The 21,598-nt window shown below is 63.3% G+C and carries 21 protein-coding genes and 1 pseudogene; 13 read left to right on the plus strand and 9 right to left on the minus strand.

The window, feature by feature from the left end; all coding sequences use genetic code 11:
- Window positions 1–12: 12 nt before the first annotated feature.
- The 7 genes from OKW27_RS09615 to OKW27_RS09645 all read left to right on the plus strand — a co-directional run bounded on the left by OKW27_RS09615 (window position 13) and on the right by OKW27_RS09645 (window position 7,756).
- Complete coding sequence (locus OKW27_RS09615) at window positions 13–1,041, plus strand: ABC transporter permease (protein ID WP_090807656.1); 1,029 nt, start codon at window positions 13–15, stop codon at window positions 1,039–1,041.
- Between the two features lie 119 nt (window positions 1,042–1,160).
- Complete coding sequence (locus OKW27_RS09620; RefSeq protein WP_090807654.1) at window positions 1,161–2,102, plus strand: ABC transporter substrate-binding protein; 942 nt, start codon at window positions 1,161–1,163, stop codon at window positions 2,100–2,102.
- 330 nt (window positions 2,103–2,432) lie between these two features.
- Complete coding sequence (locus OKW27_RS09625) at window positions 2,433–4,382, plus strand: putative bifunctional diguanylate cyclase/phosphodiesterase (protein ID WP_429333326.1); 1,950 nt, start codon at window positions 2,433–2,435, stop codon at window positions 4,380–4,382.
- 29 nt (window positions 4,383–4,411) lie between these two features.
- Entirely contained in the window at window positions 4,412–4,834 is a 423-nt protein-coding gene (locus tag OKW27_RS09630; protein WP_429333327.1) for a hypothetical protein, read from the plus strand.
- Window positions 4,835–4,949: 115 nt separating this feature from the next.
- Complete coding sequence (locus OKW27_RS09635; RefSeq protein WP_090807650.1) at window positions 4,950–5,174, plus strand: hypothetical protein; 225 nt, start codon at window positions 4,950–4,952, stop codon at window positions 5,172–5,174.
- Window positions 5,175–5,405: 231 nt separating this feature from the next.
- The gene (locus OKW27_RS09640) at window positions 5,406–7,112 is read left to right on the plus strand and encodes a purple acid phosphatase family protein (protein ID WP_429333328.1); all 1,707 of its coding nucleotides are present in this window, start codon (window positions 5,406–5,408) and stop codon (window positions 7,110–7,112) included.
- Between the two features lie 203 nt (window positions 7,113–7,315).
- Window positions 7,316–7,756 (plus strand): hypothetical protein, encoded by a 441-nt coding sequence (locus tag OKW27_RS09645; protein WP_090807646.1) that lies wholly within the window; start codon window positions 7,316–7,318, stop codon window positions 7,754–7,756.
- A 66-nt stretch (window positions 7,757–7,822) separates the two neighbouring features.
- Here the strand turns inward: OKW27_RS09645 and OKW27_RS09650 are convergent, their stop codons facing one another.
- Window positions 7,823–8,974, minus strand: a complete 1,152-nt coding sequence (locus tag OKW27_RS09650) for a peptidyl-alpha-hydroxyglycine alpha-amidating lyase family protein (RefSeq protein ID WP_429333329.1) — start codon at window positions 8,972–8,974, stop codon at window positions 7,823–7,825.
- 279 nt (window positions 8,975–9,253) lie between these two features.
- Between OKW27_RS09650 and OKW27_RS09655 the strand changes: the two genes are divergently transcribed.
- Window positions 9,254–9,547 (plus strand): DUF1330 domain-containing protein, encoded by a 294-nt coding sequence (locus tag OKW27_RS09655; protein WP_018423759.1) that lies wholly within the window; start codon window positions 9,254–9,256, stop codon window positions 9,545–9,547.
- 47 nt (window positions 9,548–9,594) lie between these two features.
- Here the strand turns inward: OKW27_RS09655 and OKW27_RS09660 are convergent, their stop codons facing one another.
- From OKW27_RS09660 to OKW27_RS09670, 3 genes are all read right to left on the minus strand, one after another.
- On the minus strand, window positions 9,595–10,446 hold the full coding sequence (locus OKW27_RS09660; RefSeq protein ID WP_090807642.1) for a carbohydrate ABC transporter permease: 852 nt from the start codon (window positions 10,444–10,446) through the stop codon (window positions 9,595–9,597).
- The gene (locus OKW27_RS09665; protein WP_090807639.1) at window positions 10,443–11,333 is read right to left on the minus strand and encodes a carbohydrate ABC transporter permease; all 891 of its coding nucleotides are present in this window, start codon (window positions 11,331–11,333) and stop codon (window positions 10,443–10,445) included. Before OKW27_RS09665 ends, OKW27_RS09660 begins: the two co-directional genes overlap by 4 nt.
- A gap of 174 nt (window positions 11,334–11,507) precedes the next feature.
- Complete coding sequence (locus tag OKW27_RS09670) at window positions 11,508–12,740, minus strand: ABC transporter substrate-binding protein (protein ID WP_429333330.1); 1,233 nt, start codon at window positions 12,738–12,740, stop codon at window positions 11,508–11,510.
- A gap of 319 nt (window positions 12,741–13,059) precedes the next feature.
- Between OKW27_RS09670 and OKW27_RS09675 the strand changes: the two genes are divergently transcribed.
- The 5 genes and pseudogenes from OKW27_RS09675 to OKW27_RS09695 form a co-directional block, all read left to right on the plus strand.
- The gene (locus tag OKW27_RS09675; protein ID WP_429333331.1) at window positions 13,060–13,869 is read left to right on the plus strand and encodes an SDR family oxidoreductase; all 810 of its coding nucleotides are present in this window, start codon (window positions 13,060–13,062) and stop codon (window positions 13,867–13,869) included.
- Window positions 13,870–13,947: 78 nt separating this feature from the next.
- A complete protein-coding gene (locus OKW27_RS09680) occupies window positions 13,948–15,030 on the plus strand; it encodes an ABC transporter ATP-binding protein (protein WP_090807635.1) in 1,083 nt (360 codons plus the stop codon).
- Between the two features lie 94 nt (window positions 15,031–15,124).
- Window positions 15,125–15,988 (plus strand): MurR/RpiR family transcriptional regulator, encoded by an 864-nt coding sequence (locus tag OKW27_RS09685; RefSeq protein WP_429333332.1) that lies wholly within the window; start codon window positions 15,125–15,127, stop codon window positions 15,986–15,988.
- 78 nt (window positions 15,989–16,066) lie between these two features.
- On the plus strand, window positions 16,067–17,302 hold the full coding sequence (locus OKW27_RS09690; protein ID WP_429333333.1) for a YbfB/YjiJ family MFS transporter: 1,236 nt from the start codon (window positions 16,067–16,069) through the stop codon (window positions 17,300–17,302).
- A gap of 101 nt (window positions 17,303–17,403) precedes the next feature.
- Window positions 17,404–17,604, plus strand: a pseudogene (locus tag OKW27_RS09695) (type II secretion system F family protein); the annotation flags it as partial.
- Window positions 17,605–17,731: 127 nt separating this feature from the next.
- Here OKW27_RS09695 and OKW27_RS09700 read toward each other — a convergent pair.
- From OKW27_RS09700 to OKW27_RS09720, 5 genes are all read right to left on the minus strand, one after another.
- A complete protein-coding gene (locus tag OKW27_RS09700; protein ID WP_090807629.1) occupies window positions 17,732–18,376 on the minus strand; it encodes a trimeric intracellular cation channel family protein in 645 nt (214 codons plus the stop codon).
- Window positions 18,373–19,641, minus strand: a complete 1,269-nt coding sequence (locus OKW27_RS09705) for a M20 family metallopeptidase (RefSeq protein WP_429333334.1) — start codon at window positions 19,639–19,641, stop codon at window positions 18,373–18,375. The genes OKW27_RS09700 and OKW27_RS09705 overlap by 4 nt, the downstream gene beginning before the upstream one ends.
- Window positions 19,642–19,701: 60 nt before the next feature.
- The gene (locus OKW27_RS09710) at window positions 19,702–20,157 is read right to left on the minus strand and encodes a MarR family winged helix-turn-helix transcriptional regulator (RefSeq protein ID WP_184024455.1); all 456 of its coding nucleotides are present in this window, start codon (window positions 20,155–20,157) and stop codon (window positions 19,702–19,704) included.
- Window positions 20,158–20,254: 97 nt separating this feature from the next.
- A complete protein-coding gene (locus OKW27_RS09715) occupies window positions 20,255–20,782 on the minus strand; it encodes an N-acetyltransferase family protein (RefSeq protein WP_429333335.1) in 528 nt (175 codons plus the stop codon).
- Entirely contained in the window at window positions 20,779–21,366 is a 588-nt protein-coding gene (locus OKW27_RS09720; RefSeq protein WP_429333336.1) for a helix-turn-helix domain-containing protein, read from the minus strand. The genes OKW27_RS09715 and OKW27_RS09720 overlap by 4 nt, the downstream gene beginning before the upstream one ends.
- Window positions 21,367–21,598 lie beyond the last annotated feature (232 nt).

Here is a 21,598-nt window from a genome sequence, read left to right on the forward strand (position 1 = left end):
GAGGTCTACGACATGACATTGCGAACGGATACCGCGGCGCTGGACAACGAAAGGCGCACTTCCGGGCTGAAAGGCCGAATTTTCGCGCCGACCGCCGTGCAAAAGATGCTCGCGTTCGCGAGCCTTATCCTGTTGCTGGTGTTCTTCAGCTTCGCATCGCCGGCCTTCATGCAGATTGACAACATTCTCGGCATTTTTCAGGCGACAGCTGTGAACGGCGTGCTGGCGATTGCCGCCACGTTCGTGATCATTACGGGCGGCATCGATCTGTCGGTCGGTACGTTGATGACATTTACCGCCGTGATTTGCGGAGTATTTCTCACGTACTGGCATCTGCCGATGTGGACGGGCGTGCTCGCGGCACTCGCGACGGGCGCGGTGTGCGGCACGGTATCGGGTACGCTGACCGCCAAAATGAAGATCCCGCCATTCATCGCGACGCTCGGCATGATGATGCTGCTCAAAGGTCTTTCACTCGTCGTGTCGGCGGACAAGCCGATCTATTTCACCGATACCGAGAACTTCTACCGTATTTCCCAGGATTCGCTGATCGGCTATTTCCTGCCGGGCGTGCCGATTCCGAATGCGGTACTGATCCTGTTCTTTCTCGCGATCGTCAGTTCTATTACGCTCAATCGCACCGCGCTCGGCCGCTATACGTTCGCACTCGGCAGCAATGAGGAAGCGGTGCGGCTCTCGGGCGTCAATGTCGATCGCTGGAAGATCGCGATTTACGGCGTGGGCGGCGCGATCTGCGGCATCGCGGGTCTGCTGATCGCGTCGCGGCTGAATTCGGCGCAGCCGGCGCTCGGTCAAGGCTACGAGCTCGATGCGATCGCGGCGGTCGTGATCGGCGGCACGTCGTTGAGCGGCGGTTCGGGAACGATACTCGGCACCATCATCGGCGCTTTCATCATGAGCGTGCTGACCAACGGACTGCGCATCATGTCGGTCGCGCAGGAGTGGCAGATCGTCGTGACCGGTTTGATCATCATTCTGGCGGTGTATGCGGACATCCTGCGGCGCAGCCGGAGAAGTTGACGCAGGAGCAAGGAAGCAGCAAATAAGCAGGGAACGCAGGAGCAGGAGAGAGAGGGCACGTGAAGGCTCCCTCGAAAGCTCGATAGCGGCTTGATAGCCCAACCATTGGAGGAGGCCCCATGTTGAAGAGAAGACTGATCGGTATCGTGGTCGGTGTCGGTGCGCTCGTCGGCGGAAGTAGTCTCGCGTACGCGGACGAGCCGTATATTCCGCTTATTTCGAAAGGCTTCCAGCATCAGTTCTGGCAAGCCGTCAAATCGGGCGCCGAGCAGTCCGCGAAAGCGAACAACGTCAGGATCACGTTCGAGGGACCGGAAACGGAAGCGATGGTCGATAAGCAGATCGACATGCTGTCGGCCGCGCTCGCGAAGAAGCCGCAGGCGCTTGGCATCGCGGCGCTCGACAGTAAGGCGGCCATCCCCTTGCTCAAGCGCGCCCAGAACGAAAAGATTCCGGTGATTGCATTCGACTCGGGCGTCGACAGCGATATTCCGTTGACGACCTGCTCGACGGACAACGTCGCCGCCGCCGCGCTCGCCGCCGACAAGATGGCCGCGCTGATCGGCAATTCCGGCGAAGTCGGCGTGATCGTGCATGACCAGACGAGCCGCACCGGTGTCGATCGCCGCGACGGTTTCGTCAATCAGATCAAGTCGAAGCATCCGAACATCAAGATCGTGTCCGTGCAATACGGCGCCGGCGATCACCTGAAGTCCGCGGAAATCGCCAAGACCATGATCCAGGCGAATCCGAACCTGAAGGGTATCTTCGGTGCAAACGAAGGTTCCGCGGAAGGCGCGGCGATCGGCGTCAAGGAATCGGGCAAGAAACTCGTGCTGATCGGCTTCGACTCCGGCAAGGAGCAGAAGGAGAACATCATGTCGGGCTTGATGGCCGGCGCGATTACGCAGAATCCGGTCGGTATCGGCAAATGCACGGTCGACTCGGCGGTCAAGGCGCTGCACGGCGAGAAGCTGCCGAAGAAGATCGACACCGGTTTTTACTGGTACGACAAGACCAACATGAACGATCCGAAGATCGCAGCCGTGCTGTACGACTAAGCGAGGCCGGCGATCGCGACTCGGCAAGCCGAGGCTGCGACAATCATCAAAGAGGGAGAGCCACGATCTTCCTCTTTTTTATTGCCGTTCCGCAACTTCGGAATCGCGCTATATCGAGCGGTCCGTTGCGCCGCAACAACATGCAATCCGAACGCTCGTACTCCATCGAGCAAGTCGTGATTCGCGCTCATGCAGGGCTTTTGATCCACGGCTGCCGGTCATTTCACGCCATTGCATGCATTAATCTGATACTTTATGTTTATGTAATCGCTGCACGAGCCGTCCATTCGCATGCCGATTCGGACCCACCCACCGTCGAATGCGCAGGTCATGGCTTTTACCGAACCAAGGTCTCCATTTTCCAGGTGGGTCGTATCCTCGGCCCAGAACCTGAGTCCGGACAACCGGCAGATTCTGCTTGCCAACCTGTTCACGCGAACCGCATCGATCGTTTTCGCGTCGATTTGCGAAATCAGCGTATGCGCAACCGCGTATTATCTTTATCCGATTCCTCTATATGCCGCGTGGGGTATTGCGGTCGTCGCATTGCTGATCGCGCGGCTCACGCTGATCTGGTTATGCCGCACGCGGGCAGCCCTTGGGCTGCCCACGCCGACTTCCGCGTTTATTTTCGCGAGTCTGTTGTGGAGCGCGTTATTCGGGTTTGGCACATTCCTGTGCAATATCAGCGGAAGTCCCACGCTTTTTCTGCTTGGAAACGTCTGTGCGGTCGGTGTGATCGGCGGATTGTCCGGACGCAATGCGGGCACGCCGCGGCTTGCGTTATTGCAGATCGTTTTTATTCTCGGCTTTCTGAGTGTCGGCGCGGCGATGTCGCCGGGCAATGGCAAGCTCGTGCTGCTATTTCAGGCTCCGTTTTGCGCGGCCGGCTTCTTCACGGTTGCGCTGCGCAGTAATCGCGACACCGTTGCGTTGCTGCTCGCGCGGGAAAACAGTCATCGCCTCGCGCGCCAGGATAGCCTGACCGGTTTGCCGAATCGCGCGCGTATCAACGAGCTGCTGATCGAACGCACCGGCGAGAGTTCGACGCGGCAGGGCGAGGCGTTCGCGGTGCTGCTGATCGACCTCGACGGCTTCAAGGCGATCAACGACAGTCTCGGTCATGCCGCCGGCGACCAGATTCTGCAGGAAGCGGCCTCCCGTTTGCGCGATCTGCTGCCGAGCGGCGACCACGTTGGCCGCCTGGCGGGCGACGAGTTCGTCGCGATCTCGGACGACGCCGGGCAGCTTCGCGACGTGCGCGTGCTGGCCGATCGCATCGTCAGAACGCTGGCGCGGCCGTTCGTGTTGAGCGAAGCGCTCGTGCATATCGGCGCGAGCGTCGGCATCGCGCTCTATCCCGAACATGCGAAAACGGGTCCGCAATTGCTGATCTGCGCGGACCGCGCGTTGTACGGCGTCAAGCGCAGCGGCAAAAGCGCGTTCGCGATTTTCGATGCCGAGAAGCACGTATCCGACGAAAGCCTGAGCCTGCTGCGCAGCGACCTCGAAGGCGCGCTGAAGTCGTTCAATGGTTTGCGCATGGAGTATCAGCCGATCATCGATCTGCATACCGGCGCGGTAGCGGGCCGCGAGGCGCTGATTCGCTGGGCCCATCCGACGCGCGGCGAGTTGTCGCCGTCCGCGTTCATTCCGACCGCCGAGCGCACCGGCCTGGTCCTCGCGTTGGGTGAATGGGTGCTGCTGCAATCGTGCATGGCGGCGTCGGCGTGGCGCGACAAGGTGATCGTCGCGGTCAATGTATCGCCGGTGCAATTGCGCGAGGAATCGTTCGCATCGACGGTGACGGCAATACTTCGGAAAACGAGGCTGCCGCCGACGCGGCTCAACCTCGAGGTCACGGAAACGGCACTGCTGAACGACGACGAAGTGACTCGCCGCAATATCACCAGATTGCGCGCATTGGGTATCGGGCTGGCGCTCGACGACTTCGGCACCGGCTTTTCGACGATGTCCACGCTCGTGCGCTTCTCGTTCGACAAGCTGAAGATCGACAGTTCGTTCGTCCGCGAGTCCGTGCATCGGCGCGAATCGGCGGCCGTGGTGCGCGGCATCGTCGCGCTGGCGCGCGAGATCGGCATGCCGACCACGGCCGAGGGCATCGAAACCCAGGAGCAGCTCAATTTCGTGCGCGTATGCGGTTGCACGCATGCGCAGGGTTATCTGCTCGGCAAGCCGATGTGCAACCAAGAAATCGAGCAGTGCGAAGCGGTGCTCGACGCGCGTCTCGCCGACAAGGCCGCGCCTGCGGACTTTTGATATCCGTTACCGATGCGATCGAGGTCGTGATGTCGTCTCCCTTGCAATTTCAACTGCGAATCACCGCGTCGATGGAACTTGCCAACTCGCTGCGCGCGGACCCTTCGTGCGCCGCGCATCCAGCGCTACGTGCCATTTTGCAAACGCATCACGCAACGCTCAAATGCCAGTTCGATGCATTCGCCGACTACGTGAGCGAAGCGCAGAAAATGGGCATCGGGAACTACCCGCTTTATCAATGGACACGGCAAACCATCGAGAACCCGGAGAAGAAAGCGAAGTACCTGCAGTCGTTCACGCTCCACGTGAATGGCGACGAAGTGTATGACAAGGACGTCGCCGATGCCCTCGAGGCCGGCTTGTCGAAGCTGATCGACGCGAACGGTATTGTTCGCGTGTCACGGTACGACACGAATCCCGGAAACAATCCGCAGCCGCCCGCGCGCGTGTGAGGCAGCCGTTTAAATTTCACTCCGAAAGCTTCGTCGTTAAGCGATGTAACATTTGACGACATGCCATAAAGTTCGTGAGACGATGCAGCTTCACTTATTTTTGTGGGAGCGCGACATGGGACTTCTCGACGAAGTGGGCAAGATTGCCGGTGCGGTTGCCGCCGTTGAGGCCGCTGAGAAAGTCGATCCGCAAGCGGGTCTGCTGACCAAAGGCGTGGCCGCTATCGCCGGTTTCGAAGGCGCTGGAAAGCTGGAATCGCTGGTGGAAAAGAAAGAAGAAGAGAAGCAGGACGACGCCGACAACGCTCAGGCCGCGGACGATACAAGTTCCCAGACCTGAACGGACGTCAAGCGGATTGCCGGTTGCATGCGCGCGATCGAATCACGCGCTGCACCGGCAATCTGTTTTTATAGACCTTTCGATATCGAACCCTCCTTCCGCTATTCGCCCGATCTTTCATCGGGCTGTCATCGCCGTCCGGCTACGATCGTCCGTCACTTTCCGTCCGCGCTCGCCCCGCGGGGCGTTGTTTTGCGCTGGCATTCTTCCACCTGAACAACCATACCGGACATGTCGAACAGAAAAATCGTCAAGACAACGCCTGCCGATGAGCACGGCGCATCGATCGTCTCGCGTCGCGGCTTTCTGAAGTTCGCCGGCGCATCGAGTCTCGCGACGGCGGCGGGCGTGCTCGCATCGACCGCGCGCGGCGCCAATAGCGGCACACCCGATGGCACGCCCGAGCAGATCCATCTGACCTGGGGCAGCGACCCGACGAGCGAAATTACCGTGTCGTGGTCGTCGCTCGCGCCCGCGGTCAATCCGCAGGTGCGCATAAGCGGCGCCAATAACGGGGACCACGCGAAACATACGGTGCACGCGGTGCAAAGCACGTACACCGACGGCATCAACGGCGAGGTCGTATTCAACTATCACGCGCGCGTGCGCGAGTTGAAGGCCGACACGAGCTATCAGTACGAAGTGACGGCCGATAACGACGGCAATGCAGCGCAACCCTTCACCGCGAGTTTTCGTACCGCGCCGCGCGGCCGCGCGCCGTTTCGCTGGACGAGCTACGGCGATCTCGCGACGCCGAATACGAACTGGGTGCTGTCGTCGCCGCAAAGCCGCTTTGCGGTGGCGGCCGTCGAGCGCTTTCAGCCGCTCTTCCATCTGCTGAACGGTGACCTCTGCTATGCGAATCTGAATCCGACGCAGCAGCCCGAGGTGTGGCGCGACTTCGGCAACAACGCGCAGACGTCGGCGTCGAACCGGCCGTGGATGCCGTGTCCCGGCAATCACGAGCTCGAATTCAACAACGGCGAGCAGGGCCTTGCGTCGTATCTGTCGCGCTACGTGCTGCCCGATAATCACACGCGTTTTCCGGGCCGCTGGTACAGCTTCCGCGTCGGCTCGGTGCTGTTCATTTCGCTCGATGCGGACGACGTCGTCTATCAGGATGCCGCCGCTTTCGTCGCCGGGCCCGCGCCGCTGACGCCGGTCGCGAGTACCGGCAATCCGCCGATTCCGGCGGGCACGTCGCTGTACGTGCGCGGCTATAGCAATGGCGAGCAGACACGCTGGCTCGAAAAAGTGCTGCGGCATGCATTGCACGATAACGACGTGGACTGGATCATCGTGCAGATGCATCAGGACGCGCTCAGTTCGTCGAAGACCGGCAACGGTTCCGACAAGGGCATTCGCGAAGCGTGGCTGCCGCTGTTCGATCGCTATGGTGTGGACCTCGTGCTGTGCGGTCACGATCACGACTACGAGCGCAGCTATCCGGTGCGCGGTTGCAATCACAACAAGGGCACCGACATCGCGACGGGGCACCCGGTCGATACGTTGCAGCCCAAGCCGATCATGTCGGCGGTATCGGCGGGTGCATTGACGTTCGATACGAGCCACGGCACGATCCACCTGATTCTCGGCGGCGGCGGCACGAGCGCGCCGCTCGACGTGTATGGCGTCGATACCGGCACGGGCCTGCCGCAGGCGCGCATCTTCACGAAGCCGAATCGCCCGGTGCCGTCGACGACCGCGGGCACGTTTGTGCGCGCGAGCGCCGACGCGGTCGAAGACGCGATCTGGTCCGCCCAACGCGACACCGGCACCGGTTACGGCATCGCGGTGTTCGACTACGATCCGGGGCAGCCCGGCGGCGACACCACGATCACGATGAACTACTACCATGCGCCGGGCGCGGATCAGACGCCGACACCGGAATACGATCTGTTCGAGACGATCGAATTGAAGAAGAAGCGGCGCGGGTAGAAGGATAGATTTGATTCACTGATCGGCATTCAATTTTCAGGGGCCGCTCATCACGAGCGGCCCTTGTTTTTTCACGGTCACCGCAAAGAACAATGCCCCATTCATTTTGTTACACGTCTTACCGCCACAGACTCTCGTGGTTACAAAGGCCTTTCGAAAGCCCCGCTATACTCGGCGCCGTCTCACTAAAACAAAGACCCGATATGTCGAAGAAAATCATTCAGATGGTTGCCGTGGCTGCATTGAGCGCCGCGGCGTCGTTGCCGGCACTCGCCGGTGATATGAACAACATGCTCGGTGGCGCGCTCGGTGGCGTCGCTGGCGCGGCAGTCGGCGGCGCGGTGGGCGGCAGCACCGGCGCGGTGATCGGCGGCGCGGTGGGCGGCGGGGCGGGCGGCGCGGTCACGTCGAATCGTCGTGAACGTACCGGCGCGATCATCGGCGGCGCGCTCGGTGGCGGGGCGGGCACCGCGGCCGGCAACGCGATGGGCGGCCGCACCGGCGGCCTGGTCGGCGCCGCGCTCGGCGGCGGCGCGGGTTCGGCGCTCGGCGGCAACATCTCGCGCTCGAACTCGTATGCCAACGACTACTCGCGCGGCCACCAATCGGGCAAGCACCATCACAAGCATCGTCGTTACGACTGAGACGGCTTGACATCGACAGGGCCGGTCCGCGTCCGCATCACAGACGAATGCGGCGGCCTTCGTCCATCACGCATGCAGAACCAGTTTCTGAATACGCCAGTTCAGCAACTCGGCAACGAATAATACGTTTTCCGAAGGACACGCCATCTCGTGAATCCAGCCGAACTGCTTCGGCTGTTTGCCCGCTTTGCCAAGCACACCGAGCACTTTGCCGTCGAGCGTCATCTTGTAGATGCGGCCCGGAAACGCGTCGGCGCTATAGAGCACCTGATTCGGTCCCGGCGAGATGCAGATCGCCCAGGGCGAGCCCGGCGCGAACGTGCCCGCGGCGAGGTCCGCTTCGCTCGGCATGTTGCCGATCGCGGGGCGCGCGTCCGGCGGCACCGGTACGTCGATCGTGAACTGACGCAGGAACGTGCCCTCGGTATCGAACACCTGGATGCGCCGGTTGCTGCGATCGGCCACATAAACGTGGTCGTGCGCATCCACCGCGATGCTATGCGGCGTATGGAACTGCCCCGGTCCCGTGCCGCGATCGCCCCATGACTTCAGCCAGTTGCCGTCGCGATCGACCTTCGCGACGCGCGAGTTGATGTATCCGTCGCTGATATAGGTGTTGCCCGCCTTGTCCCACGCGACGTCGGTCACCTGGCGAAAGCGTCCGGGTTCGGACGGCAGCGGTGGATTCGGATGCTTGAGCGGCGCCGTCTCCTCGTCCGATGCTTCCTGCTTGCGGCCGAACACCATCGCGACGCGTCCTTCCGGCGTGAACTTGATCACCATGTCCGAGCCCTTGTCGGTGACCCAGATGTTGTCGTGCCGGTCCACCTTCACCGTGTGCGCGAATGACCACGCATACAGGTTGTGGCCGATCTCGCGCACGAAGCGTCCATCGGGCGCGAACTCGAGCAGTTGCGCGGCGGCCGCGCCATATGCGGGGCCGGTGGTGTTGCCGCGCGACAGCACGAAGATATGGCCATGCGAATTGAGCGCGACGCCCGAGCATTCACCGAAGTACCTGTCGTTCGGCAAACGTACGGGGTTGGCAATCGAGTCATAAGCAATCGTGGGCACGGCGGGTGTGTCCGCGGCGAACGCGGACGGCATGGCGAGTCCGGCGGCGCTACCCGCAAGCAGGCTCATGAAAGTCCGTCGGCTCATCGCCCGGTGGTCGGGACCGCCGCAGCATGCACAAAACGACTCGTATCGCTCGCTCATTCGTTGTCTCCTTTGGTCCATCGCTTGAAGTGTGCAAAGGCAAGCCTAGTGCACAAACTGTTTAATGGCTAAATCGTTTTGGCGATGCTGAAAGAGACACTTCCCGTTATGCGCGATCACGGGCTGGTGGTGGCAGATGCTGTCCAAGTCGCGGCGCGCGGCGCGCGGCGGCGCGGTACCGCTCGGCACCGCGAGCCGGCCCGCTTTGCTACTATGTAAGACCGCGACTGCTTAGGTCCCCTTTAGTCCCCTGTTGGTCCATCACACAAGGAGATTCGAATGAGCAAAGGTTATTGGGTGTCGTCGTACCGCAAGACGAACGATCCGCAGAAACTGGCCGCGTACGCGCAATTGGCCCCGGCCGCGGTGGCGGCGGCGGGCGGCAAGTTCCTCGTGCGAGGCGTGGCGGACGAGGCGCGCGAGCAGGGCCTCAAGGAGCGCACGGTCGTGATCGAGTTCCCGACGTACGAGGCGGCCGTCGCCGCTTACGAAAGCGAGGAGTACAAGAAGGCGCTGGCCGCATTGGGCGATGGCGTCGAACGCGATCTGCGCATCGTGCGCGGCACCGACTGACGCACGACCCGCAAGCGAACACTGCGCGGCACGCGCCGCGCAGTCACTCACTTCACCGCGCCGAGCGCGAGCCCCTTCACCATATAACGCTGCAACCACGCAAACACGATCGAAACCGGCAACGTCGCGCACAAGGTCGCGGCCATCACCAGATGCCATTCGACCACGTACTTGCCCGCGACCATATCGGTCACCTGCACGGTCAGCGTCTTGTTTTCCGGCGAGCGGATCAGCGTATAGACGACCGCGAACTCGTTCCACGCATTGATGAACGTGAAGATGGCGGTCACGACGATCGCCGGCACCGCGAGCGGCAGAAACACCTTGAACACCGCGCGCGTGCGGCTGCAGCCTTCGAGCCACGCGGATTCCTCGAGATCCTGCGGCACGGTCTGAAAGTACGACGACAGCATCCACACCGCGAACGCGATATTGAACGCCGCGTACGATACGATCACGCCGATCCTCGAATCGACCAGGTTGCCGTCGCCCCACGGAATCATCGCCGCGAGCCGGAATAGGCCGACCACCAGCAGGATCGGCGACAGCATCTGCGTGACGAGCAGGAACTGCCGATACAGGCCGCGTCCGCGAAATGGGAAGCGCGCGAGCGCGTAAGCGGCGGGCAGGCACACCGCGAGTGCGAGCGCGGTGGACAGGAAACTGATGATCGTGCTGTTGCGCAGCGCGACGCCGAAGTTGGCCGCGTCCCACATGTCGATGAAATTGCGCCACTGCCACTGCACCGGCAGCCAGCGCGCCGGATAGACGAAGATCTCCGAGGCCGGTTTGACCGCGGTGAAGAACATCACCGCGAACGGAAACAGTATGACGATCACGAGCGGCGTCAGTGCGATCCAGCACCACAGCGAGCGTTTCGTCTTCGCGCTCAGACTCATGATGGCACTCCTTCTTTCGCGCGTTGCAGACGTAGATAAGCGATCGAGAACACGAACAGCATCACGAGCATGATCAGCGAAACGGCTGCCGCTTCGCCGGGACGTCCGAGCCGGAAGCCGAGTTCGTACAGGTAAGTGACGAGGATGTGCGTGCTGTTGTCGGGGCCGCCTTGCGTCATCACCCAGATGATCGGAAACGAGTTGAACACGTAGATCACGTTCAGCAGGATCGCCATGTTGATGAACGGGCGCAGCAGCGGCATCGTCAATTGACGGAACTGCTGCCAGGCGCTCGCGCCGTCGATACGCGCGGCTTCGTAGATATCGCTTGGCACCGAAGACAGGCCGCCAAGAAAAATCGTCACCGTGAACGGAATCGACACTAGAATGCCGACCGCGATTTCGACGGGGAACGCGAACTCGGGCGTCGCGAGCCAGTGAATCGGCCCGCCGATCAGGCCGAGCCGCTGCAGCGTGACATTGACCATGCCGTAGTCGTCGTTGAAGGCCCAGCGCCAGACGACGGCGGTCATCGTCAAAGAGACGGACCACGGCAGCATCACGATCGTGCGCGCCACGCCGCGGCCGTGAAAGTCCTGATTCAGAATCAGTGCGACAGGTACCGAGATCAGCACCGTGCCGCCCACCACGCACACGGTCCAGATGATCGTACGGCGTACCGAATCGAGAAACACCGGGTCCTGAAACACGTTGATGAAGTTCTGCGCGCCGGTGAAGTCGCGGATCGCGCCGAAGCGCGATACCTCATGCAGCGATTGCCACACGATGTTGAAAATCGGATAGCTGATGATGAACAGCGCGAGCACGAGGCTCGGCGCAATCAGCAACCAGGGCGCCTGCGCGCGCGAAGAAACGGAACGGCTCATGCGTGCTCGATCGTAAGACGCGCCCGCTCTCTGGCGGCGGGCACGACGGAATGGGCCGGAGGGTGCATCGTGCTGCATAGGCTCGAATGTGGGAGTGGCGCGGCGCAACGCGCGGCGCGTGAGCTACGGCGCCGCGCGTCCCCTGTTCGTCTCGTTACTGTCAAAAGCCGCGTATCAGTGACCGAGCGACTTGTTCGCCTGCGCAGCGGCCGCATTCAACGCTTCCGCCGGTTGCGCCTTGTTCAGGTAGATCGCCTGCATCGCGTCGGTCACGGCCTTCGCGGTGTCTTCCCAGCCGGTCACGGTCGGCGCGAAGTGAGCCGTGGGCAGCAGCGCGACGAATGCCTTGATGTCCGGATCGTTGAACGCCGGGTCCGCCGCTTCGGCCTTCGTGGTCGGCAGGAAGCCTTCGGTCGTCGTGAACTCGACGCGCGGTTCCTTCGTGAACAGATAGTCGAGGAACTTCCACGCGGTCTTCTTTACCTTCGAGTTCTTGAACATCACGATCGAGTCGGTGACCGCGTAGGTGGCGTGCGTCGTGCCCATCGGCAGCGGATCGATGCCGTACTTCAGGTTCGGCGCTTCCTTCTTGATCTGCTTGGCGAGGAACGGCGCGGAGATCACCATCGCGACGCGGCCCTGCTTGAACAGGTTCTGCACGTCTTCGCGGCTATAGCCGGTGACGCCCGGTTGCGTGAGTCCCTGGTCGATCATCTGCTTGTACATCGTCGCGGCCTTCACGCCCGCCGGCGAATTGAACGCGGCCTTGCCGTCCTTGCCGACCACGTCGCCGCCCATCGTCCACAGCGCGTAGTAAAAGTAGACGTCGGTTTCGATTTCCTTGCCTTGCAGACCGAAGCCGGCGATGCCTTGCGCCTTCAGCTTCTTCGATGCATCGATCACCTCGTTCCAGGTCTTCGGGCCGTCGGGGTAGCCGACCTTCGCGAGCAGATCCTTGTTGTAGTACAGCGCGCGGGCGGAAGCGGCGATCGGCAGCCCGTAGGTCTTGCCGTTGATCTGGCCAGGCGCCAGGAACGGACCGATGAAGCGGGCCTTGAAGTTCGCGTCCATATAGCCGTCGAGCGGCTCGGCGACGTCGTCCTTCACGAAGTCGAGGAGCCAGCGCGTGCCGACGATCGCGAGGTCCGCGTTGGCGCCGCCGGAGATGTCCGTTTGCAGCTTCTGTTGCAGCGTGTCCCAGTTCACGTCTTCGATCTTGATGGTCGTGCCGGGATTGGCCTTCTCAAAGTTGCGGGCCATTTTCTCGAAGTACGGCGCGGTCGCGTCGCTGTAGTGAGCGACCGTCACGCGGACCGTCTCGGCATGGGCCGAGACGGCGATACCTGCAAACGCGAGCGCCACGGCGACTTTGCCGAGCGCGAGGGAAGCACGGGCATGCAACGACATTTTTCTCTCTCCTGTGGGTGGTTTGCTGCCGTCGCCGGCCGCCTTGGGTAAATTGTTTGAAAAAATCCTACATGACGCAAAATAGCTTGTCACGTAGGGTCTGCGATATTTTTTCTCGGGCTGTTTTGTGCATAAGATGCTGTAAAGCATGGGGTATTCTGCACGGCGCGACGGGGATGGAAACCCACTCTTCGGGATGGCCGGCAGTCGTCGCGGGTGGGATATGTAGGAAATTTACAGCGTTGCGCGTAGCGCGAGCCGGGTGGCGGACGGCGCCGGCAAGACGGCCGAAACGGCCAGGCCAACGAGCGAGGAACACATGGATCGTGTCGTATTGGTAACGGGCGCATGCGGCGGTATTGGCAGCGTGTTATGCGAACGCTTCGTCGAGGCGGGTGACACCGTGCTCGCGCTCGACATCGACGCGACCGCGCTGCAATCGTTGAGCGCGCGACTCGGCGCGCAACGGGGCGCGCAACGGGGCGCGCAACAGGGCGCGGACCAGGTCGTGCCGGTCGCGGTCGATCTCGGCGACGCCGCTGCGGTGCAGCACGCGGTGTCTGCGGCGGTCGCGCAGCGTGGACCGGTCGACGTGCTGGTCGCGAACGCGGGCGCGGCGCTCGGCGCGTCGCTCGCGAGCACCGACGCCGCAAGCTGGCAGCGCGACATCCATCTGAATCTGAACGGCACGTATCACACGGTGGAGGCGGTGCGCGCGTCGATGATCGAACGGCAGCGCGGCGCGCTCGTGCTGATCGGCTCGGTGAACGGTCTCGCCGCGCTCGGTCATCCGGCATATAGCGCCGCGAAGGCCGGCCTGATCAGCTATACGAAGGCGCTCGCGATCGAACTGGGCCGCTTTGGCATTCGCGCGAACATCGTCTGTCCGGGCACTGTGAAGACGCAGGCGTGGCAGGCGCGTGTCGACAAGAATCCTCAGGTGTTCGAGGAACTGAAGAAGTGGTACCCGTTGCGCGACTTCGCGACGCCCGACGACATCGCCGATGCGGTGCTGTTCCTCGCATCGCCGCAAGCGCGCGTGATCACCGGCGTCGCGTTGCCGGTCGACGGCGGCTTGATGGCGGGCAACCGCCTGATGGCGCAGGAGCTGACGCTCGAGTCGTTCTGAGCCGCGCGCGGCGCGTGCACTACGGCACCGGCAATACAACATCGGCAATACAACACACAGCAAGACAATGAGGACAGCATGGCAGCAGTGCAACTGAGCGGCATCTTCAAACGCTATGGCGACACCCAGGTCGTGCACGGCATCGATCTCGACATCGACGACGGCGAGTTCGTCGTGCTGGTTGGTCCGTCGGGCTGCGGCAAGAGCACGCTGATGCGGATGGTGGCCGGGCTCGAGGAAATCAGCGGCGGCGATCTGATGATCGGCGGCACGCGCGCGAATACGCTCGCGCCGCAGCAGCGCAACATCTCGATGGTGTTCCAGAGCTACGCGCTGTATCCGCATCTGTCGGTGTATGAAAACATCGCGTTCGGTCCGAGAATCCGCAAGGAATCCTCGGAGAAATTCAAGCCGCGCATCGATGCGGCCGCGAAGATGCTGAACCTCGGTGACTATCTGGACCGCTTGCCGCGCGCACTGTCGGGCGGTCAGCGGCAACGCGTGGCGATGGGCCGCGCGGTGGTGCGCGAGCCGTCGCTGTTCCTGTTCGACGAACCGCTGTCGAATCTCGACGCAAAGCTGCGCGTGCAGATGCGCACCGAAATCAAGGCCCTGCATCAGCGCTTGAAGAACACGGTGATCTACGTCACCCACGATCAGATCGAAGCGATGACGATGGCCGATCGCATCGTCGTGATGAACGCGGGACGTATCGAGCAGATCGGCCGTCCGCTCGAACTCTATGACCGGCCGGCGAATCTGTTCGTCGCTAGCTTCCTCGGCTCGCCGTCGATGAATTTCGCCGAGGGCGTGATCGTCAATCGCACGCAGGGTGCGGGCCTCGCGTTGAAGCTCGCGGACGGCAGCGAGGTCGCGCTCGAACGCACGCCTGCGTCGGCCGTGGTCGGTGCGAAGGCCACGCTCGGCGTGCGGCCCGAGCACGTCGAGATCACGACGCAGATACCGGATGCCGCGCTCGACGTCGAAGTGATCGAGCCAACTGGCGCCGAAACGCACCTGTACGGGAAAATAGGCGGCGCTTCGTGGTGCGTGACCACGCGCGAGCGCTCGAAGATCGAGCCCGGTCAGCGTGTCGCGCTGCGTCTGCCGGCCGAACACATCCATCTGTTCGATACGGAGAGTGGACGCAGGCTGGTCTGAACCGCGTGCGGCTTGAACTTTGATCAGGCCGATTCAAGCCGAACAAGCTGCGAGCGACGCGGATCCATATGAAACAGCCCCTAAGGAACACCGGGTGTCCGCACCGAACTTGATTCCCCACATCCGCAACGCACTCGCGAGTCTGCGGCCCGCCGAGCGCAAGGTCGCCGAGATGGTGCTCGCCGACGTCGACTTCGCGATGCGCGCGAGCATCACCGAACTCGCGCAGCGCGCCGACGTGTCCGAGCCTTCCGTCACGCGTTTTTGCCGCGCGATCGGTGCGCACGGTCTGCGCGACTTCAAGATGCAGCTCGCGCAGAGCGTCGCGGGCGGGCTGCCGTATGCATCGACCGCGGTCGCGCGCGACGACGACGTGCAGACCTTGATGGACAAGGTCGGCGAAGCGGCGATCGACGGCATCACGCATGCGCGCGGCGCGCTCGATCCTGCCGTGGTCGAAAGCGCGATCGCGGCGCTTTCGAGCGCCCGGCGCGTGTTTTTCTTCGGCGTGGGCTCAGGCTCGGGGCTCGTCGCGCAGGACGCGGCGCTGCGTTTTTTGCGCATCGACATCGCGGCGGCCGCGTTTACCGATGGTCATTTGCAGCGTCTATATGCGGGTCTGATGGAGCCGGGCGACGTCGCGTTTGCGATCTCGCATTCGGGGCGCAGCGTCGAAGTGAATGAAAGCATCCAGATCGCGAAGGAGCGCGGCGCGACGACGATCGCGCTGACCAACGTCGGCTCGCGACTCGCATGGCTCGCCGATATTCCGCTGCTGCTGCGCGTGGCGAGCCCGATCGATCCGAACACGCCGGGCGTGTCGCGGCTCGTGCATCTGTGCATCATGGATGCGCTCGCGATCGGCGTCGCGCTGAAGGCCGGGCCCGAGACGCTGGAAAAGATGCGCCACGCGAAGGCGCGGCTCATGCCGCATGAGCCGGAAGGGGCGGGCGGGTAAGGCGCGCACATTCCGCGACTTTCGTCGTCGCTCCAGGTAGAATCGGCTCGCAGCGTTCCCGTTTACGTCCGTCCGCCCATGTCCTCCCGTTCCGCCGACACCGCATCGCACGCCCCATCAACGACCACCGCCGAACGTGTGCCGACCCTGCTGCTGGCCGCCGCGCTATCGCTCGGCAGCGCGACAGCGCTCGGCTTCGCGCGCTTCGCGTACGCGCTGCTGTTGCCGTCGATGAAACTCGACCTCGGCTGGAGCTTCGCGCAGGCCGGCGCGATGAACACCGCCAACGCGCTCGGCTATCTGCTCGGCGCGCTCGTGTTTCCGCGCCTCGCGCGCCGCTGGTCGGCCGGCGCGCTGTTCGCGGCCGGTTGCGTGCTGACCGCGCTGCTGATGGCCGGCAGCGGCCTCACCGCCAGCACGCATGCGCTGCTGACGCTGCGCGTGATCACCGGTGCGAGCAGCGCGGCGATCTTCATCGGCGGCGGCGTGCTTGCGGCGCGGCTCGCGTCGGCGCGACCGCGCGACGCGGGACTCGTGCTCGGTCTGTATTACGGCGGTACCGGCTGGGGGATCGTTGCGTCGTCGGTGCTGGTGCCGGTGACGATCCTTGATGCCGCCCACGGCTGGCAATTCGCATGGTTCGCGCTCGCGGCGGCCTGCGCGGTGTTCGCCGCGGTCGCGATCGGCGCGTCGCGCAGAATCGAGCGCGCGTACACGAGCGCGGCGGCTGCGGCGCATGCAGCCGGCGCCACCCCCGCCACGGGCTGGCCGCACTTCGCGGCCGCGCTCGCGGGCTACGGGCTGTTCGGCGTCGGCTATATCGGCTACATGACGTTCATCGTCGCGCTGCTGCGCAACGCCGGCATGAGCGCGGCGGTCGTCACCGGTTTCTATCTACTGCTCGGCGCGGCGACCGTGGTGTCGGCGCGGATCTGGTCGACGCTGCTCGATCGCATGCGCGGCGGCCAGGCGCTCGCCCTGCTCAACGCGCTGCTGGCGATCGCGACGCTGCTGCCCGCGCTCTTCACGCAGCCGTGGGTCGCGTTCGTTTCGGGCGCGCTGTTCGGCGCGACGTTCCTGTCGGCGGTCGCGTCGACGACCGCGTTCGTGCGCCACAATCTGCCCGCGAGCCACTGGGCGAAGGGCATCAGCGCCTTCACGATTGTGTTCGCGTTCGGGCAGATCGTCGGGCCGGTCGTGATCGGCTGGGTGTCGGATGGCGCCGGGCTCGCGCGCGGGCTCGTGTATTCGGCGCTGCTGCTAGCGGCCGGCGCGGTACTCGCGGCGTGTCAGAAGACGTTGCGCGCGACGTGAGTCGCCTTGTGCGTGCTTCGTATTTAGCGATACGTCCAGCACCGATGCGCGACGAACGTGAGCGGCGGCACCACGCACACGACTAGCGCGATGCCGAGCGCGGGCGGCCCGCCCGCAAGCTGTCCGATACGCTGCGCGCGCGCCGCCGGATGCGCGCCGAGGAGCGGGCCGCGAAGATCGCGCTGAAGTTGCTGTTTCCGTTGATGTTCTGCATTTTTCCGGCGCTGTTCGTCGTGCTGATGGGGCCCGCGATGATTCATATCTATCGCGATCTGCCGCCGAGCATGGCGGGTGGCACATGACCACGCACTTCGTCGCGAGCGGATCGACATGGGGAATGAACGGAGAGAGCCGGTGGAACGCACGAGACAACGTGGCGCGGCGGCGGTGCCGATTCCGCAAACCGCGAGCTGAAGCGCGAAGGGCTCGTTATGAGTTGTCGCGTGTCTCGGCCGTGCGTCTGCCTTGGAAGATCGGCAGCCGCCAGCCATAGCGCAGCGACGCGAGCCGCGCCAACACGCAAGCCAATGTCGCGAACCACGGCGTCCACCAGTCCGTCCAGCCCGCGTACGAAAAACCGACTTGCACCGCCGCGCCTAACAGCGCGGCCGACGCATAGATCTCGCGTTCGAGAATCGCGGGTACGCGCGAGAGCACGACGTCGCGCATCACGCCGCCACCGACCGCGCTGACGATGCCGAGCAGAATCGCGAGTTCGGCATTGTGGCCATACGTGAGCGCTTTCTGCGCGCCCGACACCGCGAACAGACCGAGCCCGATCGCATCGAAGAACAGCACCGGCTGGCGCAGCCGGCGCACCTGCGGATACGCGAGAATCGTCACGGCCGACGCGGCGAGCGCGGTCGCCAGATAGCGCCAGTTCGACAGCCCCGCAGGCGGGATCGCGCCGATGCACAGGTCGCGCACGATGCCGCCGCCGCACGCGACCATGAAGGCGATCACGACGATGCCGAGCAGGTCGAGCCGTCGTTGACGCGCGGCCACCGCGCCGCTGATCGCGAACACGAAGGTGCCGATCAGGTCGAGAATGGTGTAGACGGCGTGTGAATTCACTGAGTGGTTTCGTGTTGATCGAGCCAGGCACCGGCCGCGCACAGCATGGCTTCGAGGCCGGTGCGCAGGGTCGGGTCGAGCACAGGTGCGAATTTCGGCGAGTGATTGCTCGGAATTTCGTTGAGTTTTTTCGCGGCGAGCGCCTGGCGGAACACTTCGGGCTCGGTGCCGCCGACGAACCAGAACGAGTACGGCACGTTCCATTCGCGGCCGAACACGCTGAAGTCTTCGCTTGCGGCGGCCGGCGGCGATTCGTACGCGCGCTCGCCGAACTGCGCCTCGAACGCGTTGCGCACACGCTCGGTCGTGGCCGCGTCGTTGATCGTCAGCGGGTAGCTCGATAGTGTCGTGAATTCTGGCTCGCGCGGCGCGTTCGACGCCACGCATTCGGCGCAGCAGATGCGGCGGATCGCGCCGAGCATGTACTCGCGCACGTCATCGTCGTAAGTGCGCATGTTGAGCTTCAGCGTCGCGTCGTCGGGGATGATGTTCTCTTTCGTGCCGGCTTGCAGCGAACCGATGGTCAGCACGGCGCTGTCGCTCGGCGCGATTTCGCGCGACACGATGGTTTGCAGACGCAAGGTCGTCGACGCTGCCATGATCACGGGATCGATCGACGTCTGCGGCTGCGAGCCGTGCGCGCCGCGCCCGAACAGCTTGATCTTGATGCTGTCGCCGGCCGACAGGATCGTGCCGCTGCGATAGCCGACCGAGCCCGCCGCGCCGACCATCACGTGCTGGCCGAGAATCACGTCGGGCTTCGGAAAGCGCGTGGTCATGCCGTCGTCGAGCATGCTGCGCGCGCCGCGGCCGACTTCCTCACCGGGCTGGAACACGGCCATCAGCGTGCCGCGCCATGCGTCGCGATGCCCTGCCATCAGACGCGCGACGCCGAGCAGCCACGTGACGTGCATGTCGTGGCCGCACGAATGCGCGACGCCGACTTCGAGCCCGTCTTCGTCTTTCGCCCTCACCGTGCTCGCATAGGGCAGGCCGGTCGCTTCGGCCATCGGCAGCGCGTCCATGTCGGCGCGCAGCATCACGGTGGGACCGTCGCCGTTGCGCAGCAACGCAACGACGCCCGTCACGCCGACGTTGCGCGTCACCTCGTAACCGAGCTTTTCCACGTAGTCCGCGACGATGCCCGCGGTGCGCACCTCCTGCATCGACAGTTCGGGGTGCGCGTGCAGGTCTTTGTAGATCGCTTCGAGTTCAGGCAGCAGCGCGTCGATCGCGCTCGACATCGTTTCGATCAGCTTCGACATGGAGGGCTCCTTGTTGCCATGAACGCCAGGGAAGGAAGGCGGTGGAATGCGGACCGTCTGTCAGGATTGCGCAGGCGGCGCGCTTGCGGACTCGCTTTCGAGCAGGCTGTGCGAAAGCTTGCCAAGCAGACGTTCGAGCGTTTTGCGTTCGTTCGCGCTGAGCGCCTTCGCCAGCTCGACCTCGAGCTCGGTGCCCACCGCTTCGGACGCCTGCGCGACCTCGAGGCCGTGCGCGGTGGCGCGTAACGCGATGCTACGACGGTCCGACGCATGCATGTTGCGCGTGATCAGGCCGCGCGTTTCAAGCTCGGCGAGGACTTTGGAAAGCAGCGTTTTTTCGATCAGCGCGCGCTGTGAAACGGATTTGGGCGTGATGTCGGGCTCCGCGCAGACGAGGCGCAGCACGCGCAACGCACGCACGTCGAGATCCCAGCGCTCGCGGTAGACCATATTCGCGCGGTTGATCAGCAACGCGCTGGTCAGGTCGAGCCTGAAAGTCAGGAAGTCCGAGTACAAGAAATTGCTCCGCTGTCGACCGTCATACGCAGTGCAGGCATTATAGGCAAGTAGTTGAAATTTTCAAATACTTGCACGGAGCGGAGGGCCGGCGCAGTCAAAGCTGTTTGCAATAGAACGTCGTCGCGCAAAACGCGCCGTCGGGCATCAGCGCGCAATTCGGCACGCTGCCGACGCGTAGCCAGCCGGCGCGCTGATAAAGCCGTTCGGCATCGCCGCCGGTCACGGTGTCGAGCACGAGAACCGATTTCTTCTCTTCCCGCGCGATGCGATCGAGTTCGCGCATCAGAGCGTGCGCTACGCCGCGCCGGCGTGCTTTTCTGTGCACGAGCATCTTCGCTACGTCGGCGCGATGTGGCTGATTTTCGGGTTGCGCGGTAATCAGCTGCACGGTGCCCACGATATCGCCGCTGTGATCTTCGGCGATCAGCACTACGCGCTCGCCACGCGCGACGCTCTCCACGACGTTGCGCCAGAACGCGAGCGCCGTGTTACGCGAGATCGGCAGCATGAAGCTGACCGATGCTCCGCCTTCCACGCAGTCGATCAGCACGTCGGCGAGCGCTTCGACGCAGGCCGAAGCTTCGTTCGCGCCGACGCGCCGTATGGTCACGTTATCGCTCATCCGTTTCTCCGTTCGTTGACTGGCGATGTGGTCAGCGCGACGAGATAGCGCGCGCGTTTGCGAGTGGGGTTACGGAACACGATCGGGCTGTCGAGCCGCATTGCCAGGCAGTCGCCGGTCTTGAGCCGCCAACTGGTGTCGCCGATCGTGATTTCCATCGACCCGTCGAGCATCCACACCTGTTGATGAATGTCCGCGTCGCGCGCGCCGGTTTCGTAACTGACGCGCTGACCGGCGGGAAAGTTGACCTCGACCAACTGGATCGCCGAGCGCGCGGTCGGCGACAGATGACGTCGCACATACCCCGAGCTCGGATCGGTCCACACCGCCTGCTCGGTCGCGCGACTGACCGGCGATGGCTCGGCAGCCGGCGCGCCATCCTGCTCGAATAGCGACGCGAGCGGCACGTTCAACGCGGTCGCGAGTTTGTCGAGCACGGTCGCGGTAGGGCTGCTCTGAGCGCGCTCGATCAGCGAGATATTCGAGCGGCTGACTTTGCTGCGCTCGGCCAGTGCATCGAGCGACCAATTTTGAGCGTCGCGCAGTTCTTTGATCCGGCGCGCGATCTGGGCGTTGATGTCCATGTAATCCAGTTTAAGGGATGCAGTTTCCAGTAAACTAGACGACGGCTTTTTTGTTGTCAATGCGCAAATGCCCACTCACCAATTTGAATAAAAACCCCCACAAAATTGCCGACTCTTTATTCGTTTTGATTCGCTAACTTTCAATTAGCCTGTGGCGGAAAAGCCTTACGCCCCATTACGCATAAAATTACACGTATTGGTATAAATACCGATGCTGTAGTGAGACTACATT

The organism is Paraburkholderia sp. 35.1 (assembly GCF_050436525.1).
In the GTDB taxonomy this organism is placed as follows: Bacteria; Pseudomonadota; Gammaproteobacteria; order Burkholderiales; family Burkholderiaceae; genus Paraburkholderia; species Paraburkholderia tuberum.

Bases quoted from the DNA above. Each gene is read 5' to 3' on its own strand.
- OKW27_RS09680 (WP_090807635.1), top strand. From the start codon at position 13,948: ATGGCAGCAGTGCAACTGAGCGGCATCTTCAAACGCTATGGCGACACC.
- OKW27_RS09640 (WP_429333328.1), top strand. From the start codon at position 5,406: ATGTCGAACAGAAAAATCGTCAAGACAACGCCTGCCGATGAGCACGGC.
- OKW27_RS09630 (WP_429333327.1), top strand. From the start codon at position 4,412: ATGTCGTCTCCCTTGCAATTTCAACTGCGAATCACCGCGTCGATGGAA.
- OKW27_RS09705 (WP_429333334.1), bottom strand. From the start codon at position 19,641: ATGTCGAAGCTGATCGAAACGATGTCGAGCGCGATCGACGCGCTGCTG.
- OKW27_RS09625 (WP_429333326.1), top strand. From the start codon at position 2,433: ATGGCTTTTACCGAACCAAGGTCTCCATTTTCCAGGTGGGTCGTATCC.
- OKW27_RS09635 (WP_090807650.1), top strand. From the start codon at position 4,950: ATGGGACTTCTCGACGAAGTGGGCAAGATTGCCGGTGCGGTTGCCGCC.
- OKW27_RS09690 (WP_429333333.1), top strand. From the start codon at position 16,067: ATGTCCTCCCGTTCCGCCGACACCGCATCGCACGCCCCATCAACGACC.
- OKW27_RS09720 (WP_429333336.1), bottom strand. From the start codon at position 21,366: ATGGACATCAACGCCCAGATCGCGCGCCGGATCAAAGAACTGCGCGAC.
- OKW27_RS09675 (WP_429333331.1), top strand. From the start codon at position 13,060: ATGGATCGTGTCGTATTGGTAACGGGCGCATGCGGCGGTATTGGCAGC.
- OKW27_RS09715 (WP_429333335.1), bottom strand. From the start codon at position 20,782: ATGAGCGATAACGTGACCATACGGCGCGTCGGCGCGAACGAAGCTTCG.
- OKW27_RS09670 (WP_429333330.1), bottom strand. From the start codon at position 12,740: ATGTCGTTGCATGCCCGTGCTTCCCTCGCGCTCGGCAAAGTCGCCGTG.
- OKW27_RS09660 (WP_090807642.1), bottom strand. From the start codon at position 10,446: ATGAGTCTGAGCGCGAAGACGAAACGCTCGCTGTGGTGCTGGATCGCA.
- OKW27_RS09615 (WP_090807656.1), top strand. From the start codon at position 13: ATGACATTGCGAACGGATACCGCGGCGCTGGACAACGAAAGGCGCACT.
- OKW27_RS09650 (WP_429333329.1), bottom strand. From the start codon at position 8,974: ATGAGCGAGCGATACGAGTCGTTTTGTGCATGCTGCGGCGGTCCCGAC.
- OKW27_RS09665 (WP_090807639.1), bottom strand. From the start codon at position 11,333: ATGAGCCGTTCCGTTTCTTCGCGCGCGCAGGCGCCCTGGTTGCTGATT.
- OKW27_RS09655 (WP_018423759.1), top strand. From the start codon at position 9,254: ATGAGCAAAGGTTATTGGGTGTCGTCGTACCGCAAGACGAACGATCCG.
- OKW27_RS09645 (WP_090807646.1), top strand. From the start codon at position 7,316: ATGTCGAAGAAAATCATTCAGATGGTTGCCGTGGCTGCATTGAGCGCC.
- OKW27_RS09620 (WP_090807654.1), top strand. From the start codon at position 1,161: ATGTTGAAGAGAAGACTGATCGGTATCGTGGTCGGTGTCGGTGCGCTC.